2 protein-coding genes, 9 tRNA genes and 6 rRNA genes are annotated in these 14,424 nt (G+C 46.3%); all 17 read left to right on the top strand.

Going from position 1 to position 14,424, the window contains the following annotated elements; all coding sequences use genetic code 11:
- The first annotated feature begins 30 nt into the window (after positions 1 to 30).
- The 17 genes from dusB (at position 31) to LN051_RS10400 (ending at position 14,320) form a co-directional block, all read left to right on the top strand.
- Positions 31 to 1,026 carry a tRNA dihydrouridine synthase DusB gene (gene dusB / locus LN051_RS10480; protein WP_229292451.1) on the top strand — a complete coding sequence of 332 codons (996 nt, stop codon included), beginning with the start codon at positions 31 to 33 and terminating at the stop codon, positions 1,024 to 1,026.
- 19 nt (positions 1,027 to 1,045) lie between these two features.
- Positions 1,046 to 2,533, top strand: a complete 1,488-nt coding sequence (lysS, locus tag LN051_RS10475) for a lysine--tRNA ligase (RefSeq protein ID WP_229292450.1) — start codon at positions 1,046 to 1,048, stop codon at positions 2,531 to 2,533.
- Between the two features lie 563 nt (positions 2,534 to 3,096).
- Positions 3,097 to 3,211, top strand: a 5S ribosomal RNA gene (gene rrf / locus LN051_RS10470).
- Positions 3,212 to 3,220: 9 nt separating this feature from the next.
- Positions 3,221 to 3,296: transfer RNA gene (locus tag LN051_RS10465), tRNA-Val, on the top strand.
- A gap of 8 nt (positions 3,297 to 3,304) precedes the next feature.
- Positions 3,305 to 3,380 (top strand) — tRNA-Thr (locus LN051_RS10460).
- 7 nt (positions 3,381 to 3,387) lie between these two features.
- A tRNA-Lys gene (locus LN051_RS10455) sits at positions 3,388 to 3,460 on the top strand.
- An 18-nt stretch (positions 3,461 to 3,478) separates the two neighbouring features.
- Positions 3,479 to 3,553 (top strand) — tRNA-Gly (locus tag LN051_RS10450).
- 8 nt (positions 3,554 to 3,561) lie between these two features.
- Positions 3,562 to 3,650, top strand: a tRNA-Leu gene (locus LN051_RS10445).
- Positions 3,651 to 3,657: 7 nt separating this feature from the next.
- Positions 3,658 to 3,734, top strand: a tRNA-Arg gene (locus LN051_RS10440).
- A 10-nt stretch (positions 3,735 to 3,744) separates the two neighbouring features.
- Positions 3,745 to 3,818 (top strand) — tRNA-Pro (locus tag LN051_RS10435).
- 26 nt (positions 3,819 to 3,844) lie between these two features.
- A tRNA-Ala gene (locus LN051_RS10430) sits at positions 3,845 to 3,920 on the top strand.
- Between the two features lie 138 nt (positions 3,921 to 4,058).
- Positions 4,059 to 5,609: ribosomal RNA gene (locus LN051_RS10425) — 16S ribosomal RNA — on the top strand.
- Between the two features lie 381 nt (positions 5,610 to 5,990).
- Positions 5,991 to 8,916, top strand: a 23S ribosomal RNA gene (locus LN051_RS10420).
- A 111-nt stretch (positions 8,917 to 9,027) separates the two neighbouring features.
- Positions 9,028 to 9,142 (top strand): 5S ribosomal RNA (gene rrf / locus LN051_RS10415).
- A gap of 232 nt (positions 9,143 to 9,374) precedes the next feature.
- Positions 9,375 to 10,925, top strand: a 16S ribosomal RNA gene (locus tag LN051_RS10410).
- A gap of 101 nt (positions 10,926 to 11,026) precedes the next feature.
- Positions 11,027 to 11,103 (top strand) — tRNA-Ile (locus LN051_RS10405).
- 291 nt (positions 11,104 to 11,394) lie between these two features.
- Positions 11,395 to 14,320 (top strand): 23S ribosomal RNA (locus LN051_RS10400).
- Together the 16S, 23S and 5S rRNA genes with 9 tRNA genes alongside form the textbook arrangement of a ribosomal RNA operon.
- The last annotated feature ends 104 nt before the right edge of the window (positions 14,321 to 14,424 follow it).

The following is a 14,424-nucleotide window of genomic DNA, read 5'->3' as shown; positions in this document are numbered from 1 at the left end:
TGATAAAGTATTTATTGGAGGCACGACATTATGTGGAAAATTGGAGACGTCGAAATAGAAAATAGAGTCGTACTTGCGCCAATGGCAGGTGTGTGTAACTCAGCATTCCGACTTACTGTGAAAGAATTTGGAGCTGGATTAGTTTGTGCGGAAATGGTCAGTGATAAAGCGATTTTATTTAATAATCCTAAGACGATGAAAATGTTATATATTGATGAAAATGAACGCCCACTTTCGCTACAAATTTTTGGTGGAGAAAAAGAAACGCTCGTTGAGGCTGCAGAGTACGTTGATAAAAACACAACAGCGGATATTATAGATATTAATATGGGTTGCCCAGTCTCAAAAATAATTAAGTGTGAAGCAGGCGCGCGTTGGTTACTTGATCCAAACAAGATTTATGAAATGGTTTCTGCGGTAACTGAGCGTGTAAGTAAGCCTGTTACGTGCAAAATGCGTATCGGCTGGGATGAAGATCATATCTATGCGGTTGAGAATGCCAAAGCAGCAGAACGTGCAGGTGCAGCAGCGATTTCATTACATGGTCGTACACGTGTTCAAATGTATGAAGGTCAAGCGGACTGGGATATTATTCGCCAAGTAAAAGAAGCGGTTAATATTCCAGTAATTGGTAACGGTGACGTAACGAGTCCTGAGCTTGCAGAAAAAATGCTGAAAGAAACAGGGGTAGATGCGGTAATGATTGGCCGTGAAGCATTAGGGAACCCATGGATGATTTATAGAACCGTCCACTATTTAGAAACTGGCGAACTGATTGATGAGCCAGAGGTGGATGATAAGGTTGAAATTGCGTTGCTACATTTACGTCGCTTAGTCGATTTAAAAGGCGAAAAAGTAGGCGTAATGGAAATGCGCAAACATGCCTCATGGTATTTAAAAGGCATAAGAGGAAATGGAAAAGCTCGAAAAGCATTAAATCAAGCGGAAACAGAAGCAGAAATGGTTAAAATTTTAACGGAATTTCGTGAAGAAATGTTAGCACAACAAACTAAAGTAGAAGCATAAATAAAAAGGAGAGGTAAGCATGTCAGAAGAAATGAACGACCAAATGCAAGTACGCCGTCAAAAATTACAAGAGTTACGTGATTTAGGAATTGACCCTTTTGGTGAGAAATTTGATCGCACAGGTGATGCAGCATCATTAAAATCAGAATGGGACAAATATGCTAAAGAAGAACTCGTTGAAAAAGAATCAGAGAGTCATGCGGTAATTGCAGGAAGATTAATGACTAAGCGTGGTAAAGGTAAGGCAGGATTTGCACATATTAAAGATTTGACAGGACAAATTCAAATTTACGTGCGCAAAGACCAAGTGGGAGAAGAACAATTCGACATTTGGAATTCTGCAGATTTAGGCGATATCGTTGGCGTTGAAGGCGTCATGTTCAAAACAAATACAGGAGAACTTTCGGTTAAAGCGAAAGCATTCAAATTGTTATCGAAGTCTTTACGCCCACTCCCAGATAAACACCATGGTCTTCAAGATATTGAACAACGCTACCGTCAACGTTATTTAGATTTAATTACAAATGAAGAAAGTACGCAAACGTTCATTAATCGCAGTCGTATCATTCAAGAAATGCGCACTTACCTCAATGAAAAAGGCTACCTTGAAGTTGAAACGCCGATGATGCATCAAATCGCTGGTGGTGCTGCTGCACGTCCATTTGTGACGCATCACAATGCGCTAGATGCGACATTATATATGCGTATTGCGATCGAACTTCATCTTAAACGCCTAATTGTAGGTGGCTTAGAAAAAGTATACGAAATCGGTCGAGTATTTCGTAATGAAGGTGTGTCAACGCGCCATAATCCAGAATTTACAATGATTGAATTATATGAAGCTTACGCAGATTATAAAGATATTATGAGATTAACTGAAGAATTAATTGCACATATTGCGCGCAAAGTTTTAGGCACGACTTCAATTCAATATGGCGATAATACTATTGATTTAGAGCCTCAATGGCGTCGTTTACACATTGTGGATGCGGTAAAAGAAGCGACAGGTGTGAACTTCTTTGATGTGAAAACAGATGAAGAAGCACATGCGCTTGCGAAAGAACACGGCATTGAAGTTGATAAAAATATGAAATACGGCCATATTCTAAATGAATTTTTCGAACAAAAAGTTGAAGAGACGTTAATTCAACCAACCTTCATCTATGGCCATCCGATTGAGATTTCGCCACTTGCGAAGAAAAATCCTGAAGATCCACGTTTCACAGATCGCTTTGAGCTGTTTATTGTTGGTCGTGAACATGCGAATGCCTTCACAGAATTGAATGATCCAATTGATCAACGTCAGCGTTTTGAAGCACAACTTGTTGAGAAGGAACAAGGTAATGATGAAGCACATGAAATGGATGAGGACTTTATCGAAGCATTAGAATATGGTATGCCACCAACAGGAGGACTAGGAATCGGTATCGATCGCTTAGTGATGTTACTAACAAATTCACCATCTATTCGCGACGTTTTATTATTCCCTTATATGCGCCAAAAATAAATTGCATACTTAGTATAAAGAGATAGTAGATTAAAATGAGCGTGACTCAACTAGGAATGACTTTAAAGAAGTTCCTAGACTTGAGTCGCGTCATATTTTTGTTGTCATATTAAGGAAAAGTGAAATGTATGTCATCAACAATGTATTGCTAGAAAGACTGAAAGTGCAAAAGTATTGAAAGAAGAATTATAAAATCCACCTATAAAGTATAGGCTTTTACGCTACCATGAAAGAAATATTAAGTTTTTTACATGAATATTAAAAAACCACTTGCTATTTTAAAGAAAAGGCTATAGAATATTTCAAAGTGAGCGCATCAATCGTGCGGATAAATGCAATGCCATTTGATAGAACTTGAGAAATAAAAAGTTGAAAAAACATATAAAAAGTGTTGACACTTCGAATAGAATTATGTAATATATAAAAGTCGTCAAAAACAAGCGGCATACATAAGTAAAACGTTTGTAAAAAGCTTTAAGAAAGTGTAAAATTAACTATTGAAAAGTGTTTGCAAACTGTGTATTATAAAAAGGTAGCCGACAAAAGCTACGGAATAAAATTTGTCTAGTGACAATAGCAAAGAGGTCACACCTGTTCCCATGCCGAACACAGAAGTTAAGCTCTTTAGCGCCGATGGTAGTCGGACTTACGTTCCGCGAGAGTAGGACGTTGCTAGGCAATTGATTAGGAGAATTAGCTCAGCTGGGAGAGCATCTGCCTTACAAGCAGAGGGTCGGCGGTTCGAACCCGTCATTCTCCACCATTTTAATAGCCGGCCTAGCTCAATTGGTAGAGCAACTGACTTGTAATCAGTAGGTTGGGGGTTCAAGTCCTCTGGCCGGCACCATTTATATGAGCCATTAGCTCAGTTGGTAGAGCATCTGACTTTTAATCAGAGGGTCAGAGGTTCGAATCCTCTATGGCTCATCATTCGAATACTAATGAGCAGAAGTAGTTCAGCGGTAGAATACAACCTTGCCAAGGTTGGGGTCGCGGGTTCGAATCCCGTCTTCTGCTCCATTTATTTTGCCGGGGTGGCGGAACTGGCAGACGCACAGGACTTAAAATCCTGCGGTGAGAGATCACCGTACCGGTTCGATTCCGGTCCTCGGCACCATTAATAAGCGCCCGTAGCTCAATTGGATAGAGCGTTTGACTACGGATCAAGAGGTTATGGGTTCGACTCCTATCGGGCGCGCCATTTTTAATAACGGGAAGTAGCTCAGCTTGGTAGAGCACTTGGTTTGGGACCAAGGGGTCGCAGGTTCAAATCCTGTCTTCCCGACTTCTTAAAAACACTTTTCTTAATATGGGGGCTTAGCTCAGATGGGAGAGCGCCTGCTTTGCACGCAGGAGGTCAGCGGTTCGATCCCGCTAGTCTCCACCATTTTTATGATTTCTTATAATAATGAACATTGAAAACTGAATGACAATATGTCAACGTTAATTCCAATAATTTGAGTACGTTAAGTACTTTCAGAGTGATTGGCTTAACCAATCAACGAGCTATATCAAGCTTACTTCTTTTATGGAGAGTTTGATCCTGGCTCAGGATGAACGCTGGCGGCGTGCCTAATACATGCAAGTCGAGCGAACTGAAGAGGAGCTTGCTCCTTTGACGTTAGCGGCGGACGGGTGAGTAACACGTGGGTAACCTACCTATAAGACTGGAATAACTTCGGGAAACCGGAGCTAATGCCGGATAACATATCGAACCGCATGGTTCGATAGTGAAAGACGGTCTTGCTGTCACTTATAGATGGACCCGCGCCGTATTAGCTAGTTGGTAAGGTAACGGCTTACCAAGGCGACGATACGTAGCCGACCTGAGAGGGTGATCGGCCACACTGGAACTGAGACACGGTCCAGACTCCTACGGGAGGCAGCAGTAGGGAATCTTCCGCAATGGGCGAAAGCCTGACGGAGCAACGCCGCGTGAGTGATGAAGGTCTTCGGATCGTAAAGCTCTGTTGTTAGGGAAGAACAAACGTGTAAGTAACTGTGCACGTCTTGACGGTACCTAACCAGAAAGCCACGGCTAACTACGTGCCAGCAGCCGCGGTAATACGTAGGTGGCAAGCGTTATCCGGAATTATTGGGCGTAAAGCGCGCGTAGGCGGTTTTTTAAGTCTGATGTGAAAGCCCACGGCTCAACCGTGGAGGGTCATTGGAAACTGGAAAACTTGAGTGCAGAAGAGGAAAGTGGAATTCCATGTGTAGCGGTGAAATGCGCAGAGATATGGAGGAACACCAGTGGCGAAGGCGGCTTTCTGGTCTGTAACTGACGCTGATGTGCGAAAGCGTGGGGATCAAACAGGATTAGATACCCTGGTAGTCCACGCCGTAAACGATGAGTGCTAAGTGTTAGGGGGTTTCCGCCCCTTAGTGCTGCAGCTAACGCATTAAGCACTCCGCCTGGGGAGTACGGTCGCAAGACTGAAACTCAAAGGAATTGACGGGGACCCGCACAAGCGGTGGAGCATGTGGTTTAATTCGAAGCAACGCGAAGAACCTTACCAAATCTTGACATCTTTTGACCGCTCTAGAGATAGAGTTTTCCTCTTCGGAGGACAAAATGACAGGTGGTGCATGGTTGTCGTCAGCTCGTGTCGTGAGATGTTGGGTTAAGTCCCGCAACGAGCGCAACCCTTAAGCTTAGTTGCCATCATTAAGTTGGGCACTCTAAGTTGACTGCCGGTGACAAACCGGAGGAAGGTGGGGATGACGTCAAATCATCATGCCCCTTATGATTTGGGCTACACACGTGCTACAATGGACAATACAAAGGGCAGCGAAACCGCGAGGTCAAGCAAATCCCATAAAGTTGTTCTCAGTTCGGATTGTAGTCTGCAACTCGACTACATGAAGCTGGAATCGCTAGTAATCGTAGATCAGCATGCTACGGTGAATACGTTCCCGGGTCTTGTACACACCGCCCGTCACACCACGAGAGTTTGTAACACCCGAAGCCGGTGGAGTAACCATTTGGAGCTAGCCGTCGAAGGTGGGACAAATGATTGGGGTGAAGTCGTAACAAGGTAGCCGTATCGGAAGGTGCGGCTGGATCACCTCCTTTCTAAGGATATATACGGAATATCGCCTTAAGGCGATAAGGAATAACGTGACATATTGTATTCAGTTTTGAATGCTCATATAGGTTGAGGATTCAACATTGTACATTGAAAACTAGATAAGTAAGTATTGATTTTACCAAGCAAAACCGAGTGACAAGCGAAAAGCTTGAAACAAAAAATTATCGCTAGTCGTCGACAGACGACTCACATAATTAATAACTGGTGAAGATAAGTTAAGCATTATAACATAGATAGGATAGACGTGATTGAAAGCGTTTGTCAGTCTATGAATCACAAACAAGAACGAAGGCGCTTACTTGCGTAAGTAACTGAGTGATTTGTGCCGTGATGAATAAGAATGCGAACGCTTATCAACACGTCTAGATTAAGTTATTAAGGGCGCACGGTGGATGCCTTGGCACTAGAAGCCGATGAAGGACGTTACTAACGACGATATGCTTTGGGGAGCTGTAAGTAAGCTGTGATCCAGAGATTTCCGAATGGGGGAACCCAGCACGAGTTATGTCGTGTTATCCGCATGTGAATACATAGCATGTGAGAAGGTAGACCCGGAGAACTGAAACATCTTAGTACCCGGAGGAAGAGAAAGAAAAATCGATTCCCTGAGTAGCGGCGAGCGAAACGGGAAGAGCCCAAACCAACAAGCTTGCTTGTTGGGGTTGTAGGACACTCTTATGGAGTTACAAAGGAACATGTTAGACGAATAACCTGGAAAGGTTAATCAGAGAAGGTAAAAATCCTGTAGTCGAAAACATATTCCCTCTTGAGTGGATCCTGAGTACGGCGGAGCACGTGAAATTCCGTCGGAATCTGGGAGGACCATCTCCCAAGGCTAAATACTCTCTAGTGACCGATAGTGAACCAGTACCGTGAGGGAAAGGTGAAAAGTACCCCGGAAGGGGAGTGAAAGAGAACTTGAAACCGTGTGCTTACAAGTAGTCAGAGCCCGTTAATGGGTGATGGCGTGCCTTTTGTAGAATGAACCGGCGAGTTACGATCTGATGCAAGGTTAAGCAGAAAATGTGGAGCCGTAGCGAAAGCGAGTCTGAATAGGGCGAATGAGTATTTGGTCGTAGACCCGAAACCAGGTGATCTACCCTTGGTCAGGTTGAAGTTCAGGTAACACTGAATGGAGGACCGAACCGACTTACGTTGAAAAGTGAGCGGATGAACTGAGGGTAGCGGAGAAATTCCAATCGAACTTGGAGATAGCTGGTTCTCTCCGAAATAGCTTTAGGGCTAGCCTCAAGTGATGATTATTGGAGGTAGAGCACTGTTTGGACGAGGGGCCCCTCTCGGGTTACCGAATTCAGACAAACTCCGAATGCCAAATAATTTAACTTGGGAGTCAGAACATGGGTGATAAGGTCCGTGTTCGAAAGGGAAACAGCCCAGACCACCAGCTAAGGTCCCAAAATATATGTTAAGTGGAAAAGGATGTGGCGTTGCCCAGACAACTAGGATGTTGGCTTAGAAGCAGCCATCATTTAAAGAGTGCGTAATAGCTCACTAGTCGAGTGACACTGCGCCGAAAATGTACCGGGGCTAAACATATTACCGAAGCTGTGGATTGTCCTTCAGGACAATGGTAGGAGAGCGTTCTAAGGGCGTTGAAGCATGACCGCAAGGACATGTGGAGCGCTTAGAAGTGAGAATGCCGGTGTGAGTAGCGAAAGACGGGTGAGAATCCCGTCCACCGATTGACTAAGGTTTCCAGAGGAAGGCTCGTCCGCTCTGGGTTAGTCGGGTCCTAAGCTGAGGCCGACAGGCGTAGGCGATGGATAACAGGTTGATATTCCTGTACCACCATGATTCGTTTTAAGCGATGGGGGGACGCAGTAGGATAGGCGAAGCGTGCTGTTGGAGTGCACGTCTAAGCAGTAAGACTGAGTGTTAGGCAAATCCGGCACTCATTAAGGTCAAGCTGTGATGGGGAGAGGAAACAAGTTTTCCTCGAGTCGTTGATTTCACACTGCCGAGAAAAGCCTCTAGCTAGAAGATTGGTGCCCGTACCGCAAACCGACACAGGTAGTCAAGATGAGAATTCTAAGGTGAGCGAGCGAACTCTCGTTAAGGAACTCGGCAAAATGACCCCGTAACTTCGGGAGAAGGGGTGCTCTTTGAGGTTCACGCTTCGAAGAGCCGCAGTGAATAGGCCCAAGCGACTGTTTATCAAAAACACAGGTCTCTGCTAAACCGTAAGGTGACGTATAGGGGCTGACGCCTGCCCGGTGCTGGAAGGTTAAGAGGAGTGGTTAGCATTAGCGAAGCTACGAATCGAAGCCCCAGTAAACGGCGGCCGTAACTATAACGGTCCTAAGGTAGCGAAATTCCTTGTCGGGTAAGTTCCGACCCGCACGAAAGGCGTAACGATTTGGGCACTGTCTCAACGAGAGACTCGGTGAAATCATAGTACCGGTGAAGATGCCGGTTACCCGCGACAGGACGGAAAGACCCCGTGGAGCTTTACTGTAGCCTGATATTGAAATTCGGTACAGTTTGTACAGGATAGGTAGGAGCCTTAGAAGCGTGAGCGCTAGCTTACGTGGAGGCATTGGTGGGATACTACCCTAATTGTATTGGATTTCTAACCCGCAACTCTTATCGAGTTGGGAGACAGTGTCAGGCGGGCAGTTTGACTGGGGCGGTCGCCTCCTAAAGTGTAACGGAGGCGCTCAAAGGTTCCCTCAGAATGGTTGGAAATCATTCATAGAGTGTAAAGGCATAAGGGAGCTTGACTGCGAGACCTACAAGTCGAGCAGGGTCGAAAGACGGACTTAGTGATCCGGTGGTTCCGCATGGAAGGGCCATCGCTCAACGGATAAAAGCTACCCCGGGGATAACAGGCTTATCTCCCCCAAGAGTTCACATCGACGGGGAGGTTTGGCACCTCGATGTCGGCTCATCGCATCCTGGGGCTGTAGTCGGTCCCAAGGGTTGGGCTGTTCGCCCATTAAAGCGGTACGCGAGCTGGGTTCAGAACGTCGTGAGACAGTTCGGTCCCTATCCGTCGTGGGCGTAGGAAATTTGAGAGGCGCTGTCCTTAGTACGAGAGGACCGGGATGGACATACCTCTGGTGTACCAGTTGTCGTGCCAACGGCATAGCTGGGTAGCTATGTATGGACGGGATAAGTGCTGAAAGCATCTAAGCATGAAGCCCCCCTCAAGATGAGATTTCCCAACTTCGGTTATAAGATCCCTCAAAGATGATGAGGTTAATAGGTTCGAGGTGGAAGCGTAGCGATACGTGGAGCTGACGAATACTAATCGATCGAAGACTTAATCAAATTAGTTCATAAGGTAATGCTTGTGAAAATCTACTTACTATCTAGTTTTGAATGTATAACATTCAAAGTCACTTTACGAAGTGAAAACGTTTGACATAAAGTAAAACATTGTTTGGTGACAATAGCAAAGAGGTCACACCTGTTCCCATGCCGAACACAGAAGTTAAGCTCTTTAGCGCCGATGGTAGTCGGACTTACGTTCCGCGAGAGTAGGACGTTGCCAAGCAAACTTTTATCATGACCTAGCGGTCATTTTTTCTTTGGAAAAATAGAATAAAAGTGTTGACTTTCATTACAAAAGTCTGTATAATTAATTCTTGTCGAGTCGAAAGAAACGACGCATGAACATTGAAAACTGAATGACAATATGTCAACGTTAATTCCAATAATTTGAGTACGTTAAGTACTTTCAGAGTGATTGGCTTAACCAATCAACGAGCTATATCAAGCTTACTTCTTTTATGGAGAGTTTGATCCTGGCTCAGGATGAACGCTGGCGGCGTGCCTAATACATGCAAGTCGAGCGAACTGAAGAGGAGCTTGCTCCTTTGACGTTAGCGGCGGACGGGTGAGTAACACGTGGGTAACCTACCTATAAGACTGGAATAACTTCGGGAAACCGGAGCTAATGCCGGATAACATATCGAACCGCATGGTTCGATAGTGAAAGACGGTCTTGCTGTCACTTATAGATGGACCCGCGCCGTATTAGCTAGTTGGTAAGGTAACGGCTTACCAAGGCGACGATACGTAGCCGACCTGAGAGGGTGATCGGCCACACTGGAACTGAGACACGGTCCAGACTCCTACGGGAGGCAGCAGTAGGGAATCTTCCGCAATGGGCGAAAGCCTGACGGAGCAACGCCGCGTGAGTGATGAAGGTCTTCGGATCGTAAAGCTCTGTTGTTAGGGAAGAACAAACGTGTAAGTAACTGTGCACGTCTTGACGGTACCTAACCAGAAAGCCACGGCTAACTACGTGCCAGCAGCCGCGGTAATACGTAGGTGGCAAGCGTTATCCGGAATTATTGGGCGTAAAGCGCGCGTAGGCGGTTTTTTAAGTCTGATGTGAAAGCCCACGGCTCAACCGTGGAGGGTCATTGGAAACTGGAAAACTTGAGTGCAGAAGAGGAAAGTGGAATTCCATGTGTAGCGGTGAAATGCGCAGAGATATGGAGGAACACCAGTGGCGAAGGCGGCTTTCTGGTCTGTAACTGACGCTGATGTGCGAAAGCGTGGGGATCAAACAGGATTAGATACCCTGGTAGTCCACGCCGTAAACGATGAGTGCTAAGTGTTAGGGGGTTTCCGCCCCTTAGTGCTGCAGCTAACGCATTAAGCACTCCGCCTGGGGAGTACGGTCGCAAGACTGAAACTCAAAGGAATTGACGGGGACCCGCACAAGCGGTGGAGCATGTGGTTTAATTCGAAGCAACGCGAAGAACCTTACCAAATCTTGACATCTTTTGACCGCTCTAGAGATAGAGTTTTCCTCTTCGGAGGACAAAATGACAGGTGGTGCATGGTTGTCGTCAGCTCGTGTCGTGAGATGTTGGGTTAAGTCCCGCAACGAGCGCAACCCTTAAGCTTAGTTGCCATCATTAAGTTGGGCACTCTAAGTTGACTGCCGGTGACAAACCGGAGGAAGGTGGGGATGACGTCAAATCATCATGCCCCTTATGATTTGGGCTACACACGTGCTACAATGGACAATACAAAGGGCAGCGAAACCGCGAGGTCAAGCAAATCCCATAAAGTTGTTCTCAGTTCGGATTGTAGTCTGCAACTCGACTACATGAAGCTGGAATCGCTAGTAATCGTAGATCAGCATGCTACGGTGAATACGTTCCCGGGTCTTGTACACACCGCCCGTCACACCACGAGAGTTTGTAACACCCGAAGCCGGTGGAGTAACCATTTGGAGCTAGCCGCCGAAGGTGGGACAAATGATTGGGGTGAAGTCGTAACAAGGTAGCCGTATCGGAAGGTGCGGCTGGATCACCTCCTTTCTAAGGATAATATACGGAATATCGCCTTAAGGCGATAAGGAATAACGTGACATATTGTATTCAGTTTTGAATGCTCATATAGATTGAGGATTCAAACAAATGGGCCTATAGCTCAGCTGGTTAGAGCGCACGCCTGATAAGCGTGAGGTCGGTGGTTCGAGTCCACTTAGGCCCACCATTTAAATTGTACATTGAAAACTAGATAAGTAAGTATTGATTTTACCAAGCAAAACCGAGTGACAAGCGAAAAGCTTGAAACAAAAAATTATCGCTAGTCGTCGACAGACGACTCACATAATTAATAACTGGTGAAGATAAGTTAAGCATTATAACGTAGATAGGATAGACGTGATTGAAAGCGTTTGTCAGTCTATGAATCACAAACAAGAACGAAGGCGCTTACTTGCGTAAGTAACTGAGTGATTTGTGCCGTGATGAATAAGAATGCGAACGCTTATCAACACGTCTAGATTAAGTTATTAAGGGCGCACGGTGGATGCCTTGGCACTAGAAGCCGATGAAGGACGTTACTAACGACGATATGCTTTGGGGAGCTGTAAGTAAGCTGTGATCCAGAGATTTCCGAATGGGGGAACCCAGCACGAGTTATGTCGTGTTATCCGCATGTGAATACATAGCATGTGAGAAGGTAGACCCGGAGAACTGAAACATCTTAGTACCCGGAGGAAGAGAAAGAAAAATCGATTCCCTGAGTAGCGGCGAGCGAAACGGGAAGAGCCCAAACCAACAAGCTTGCTTGTTGGGGTTGTAGGACACTCTTATGGAGTTACAAAGGAACATGTTAGACGAATAACCTGGAAAGGTTAATCAGAGAAGGTAAAAATCCTGTAGTCGAAAACATATTCCCTCTTGAGTGGATCCTGAGTACGGCGGAGCACGTGAAATTCCGTCGGAATCTGGGAGGACCATCTCCCAAGGCTAAATACTCTCTAGTGACCGATAGTGAACCAGTACCGTGAGGGAAAGGTGAAAAGTACCCCGGAAGGGGAGTGAAAGAGAACTTGAAACCGTGTGCTTACAAGTAGTCAGAGCCCGTTAATGGGTGATGGCGTGCCTTTTGTAGAATGAACCGGCGAGTTACGATCTGATGCAAGGTTAAGCAGAAAATGTGGAGCCGTAGCGAAAGCGAGTCTGAATAGGGCGAATGAGTATTTGGTCGTAGACCCGAAACCAGGTGATCTACCCTTGGTCAGGTTGAAGTTCAGGTAACACTGAATGGAGGACCGAACCGACTTACGTTGAAAAGTGAGCGGATGAACTGAGGGTAGCGGAGAAATTCCAATCGAACTTGGAGATAGCTGGTTCTCTCCGAAATAGCTTTAGGGCTAGCCTCAAGTGATGATTATTGGAGGTAGAGCACTGTTTGGACGAGGGGCCCCTCTCGGGTTACCGAATTCAGACAAACTCCGAATGCCAAATAATTTAACTTGGGAGTCAGAACATGGGTGATAAGGTCCGTGTTCGAAAGGGAAACAGCCCAGACCACCAGCTAAGGTCCCAAAATATATGTTAAGTGGAAAAGGATGTGGCGTTGCCCAGACAACTAGGATGTTGGCTTAGAAGCAGCCATCATTTAAAGAGTGCGTAATAGCTCACTAGTCGAGTGACACTGCGCCGAAAATGTACCGGGGCTAAACATATTACCGAAGCTGTGGATTGTCCTTCAGGACAATGGTAGGAGAGCGTTCTAAGGGCGTTGAAGCATGACCGCAAGGACATGTGGAGCGCTTAGAAGTGAGAATGCCGGTGTGAGTAGCGAAAGACGGGTGAGAATCCCGTCCACCGATTGACTAAGGTTTCCAGAGGAAGGCTCGTCCGCTCTGGGTTAGTCGGGTCCTAAGCTGAGGCCGACAGGCGTAGGCGATGGATAACAGGTTGATATTCCTGTACCACCATGATTCGTTTTAAGCGATGGGGGGACGCAGTAGGATAGGCGAAGCGTGCTGTTGGAGTGCACGTCTAAGCAGTAAGACTGAGTGTTAGGCAAATCCGGCACTCATTAAGGTCAAGCTGTGATGGGGAGAGGAAACAAGTTTTCCTCGAGTCGTTGATTTCACACTGCCGAGAAAAGCCTCTAGCTAGAAGATTGGTGCCCGTACCGCAAACCGACACAGGTAGTCAAGATGAGAATTCTAAGGTGAGCGAGCGAACTCTCGTTAAGGAACTCGGCAAAATGACCCCGTAACTTCGGGAGAAGGGGTGCTCTTTGAGGTTCACGCTTCGAAGAGCCGCAGTGAATAGGCCCAAGCGACTGTTTATCAAAAACACAGGTCTCTGCTAAACCGTAAGGTGACGTATAGGGGCTGACGCCTGCCCGGTGCTGGAAGGTTAAGAGGAGTGGTTAGCATTAGCGAAGCTACGAATCGAAGCCCCAGTAAACGGCGGCCGTAACTATAACGGTCCTAAGGTAGCGAAATTCCTTGTCGGGTAAGTTCCGACCCGCACGAAAGGCGTAACGATTTGGGCACTGTCTCAACGAGAGACTCGGTGAAATCATAGTACCGGTGAAGATGCCGGTTACCCGCGACAGGACGGAAAGACCCCGTGGAGCTTTACTGTAGCCTGATATTGAAATTCGGTACAGTTTGTACAGGATAGGTAGGAGCCTTAGAAGCGTGAGCGCTAGCTTACGTGGAGGCATTGGTGGGATACTACCCTAATTGTATTGGATTTCTAACCCGCAACTCTTATCGAGTTGGGAGACAGTGTCAGGCGGGCAGTTTGACTGGGGCGGTCGCCTCCTAAAGTGTAACGGAGGCGCTCAAAGGTTCCCTCAGAATGGTTGGAAATCATTCATAGAGTGTAAAGGCATAAGGGAGCTTGACTGCGAGACCTACAAGTCGAGCAGGGTCGAAAGACGGACTTAGTGATCCGGTGGTTCCGCATGGAAGGGCCATCGCTCAACGGATAAAAGCTACCCCGGGGATAACAGGCTTATCTCCCCCAAGAGTTCACATCGACGGGGAGGTTTGGCACCTCGATGTCGGCTCATCGCATCCTGGGGCTGTAGTCGGTCCCAAGGGTTGGGCTGTTCGCCCATTAAAGCGGTACGCGAGCTGGGTTCAGAACGTCGTGAGACAGTTCGGTCCCTATCCGTCGTGGGCGTAGGAAATTTGAGAGGCGCTGTCCTTAGTACGAGAGGACCGGGATGGACATACCTCTGGTGTACCAGTTGTCGTGCCAACGGCATAGCTGGGTAGCTATGTATGGACGGGATAAGTGCTGAAAGCATCTAAGCATGAAGCCCCCCTCAAGATGAGATTTCCCAACTTCGGTTATAAGATCCCTCAAAGATGATGAGGTTAATAGGTTCGAGGTGGAAGCGTAGCGATACGTGGAGCTGACGAATACTAATCGATCGAAGACTTAATCAAATTAGTTCATAAGGTAATGCTTGTGAAAATCTACTTACTATCTAGTTTTGAATGTATAACATTCAAAGTCACTTTACGAAGTGAAAACGTTTGACATAAAGTAA

The sequence above is a fragment of the Staphylococcus ratti genome (assembly GCF_020883535.1).
Lineage (GTDB): Bacteria > Bacillota > Bacilli > Staphylococcales > Staphylococcaceae > Staphylococcus > Staphylococcus ratti.
The sequence above is the reverse complement of the archived record's forward strand: the minus strand, read 5'-3'. Positions and strand labels throughout refer to the sequence as shown.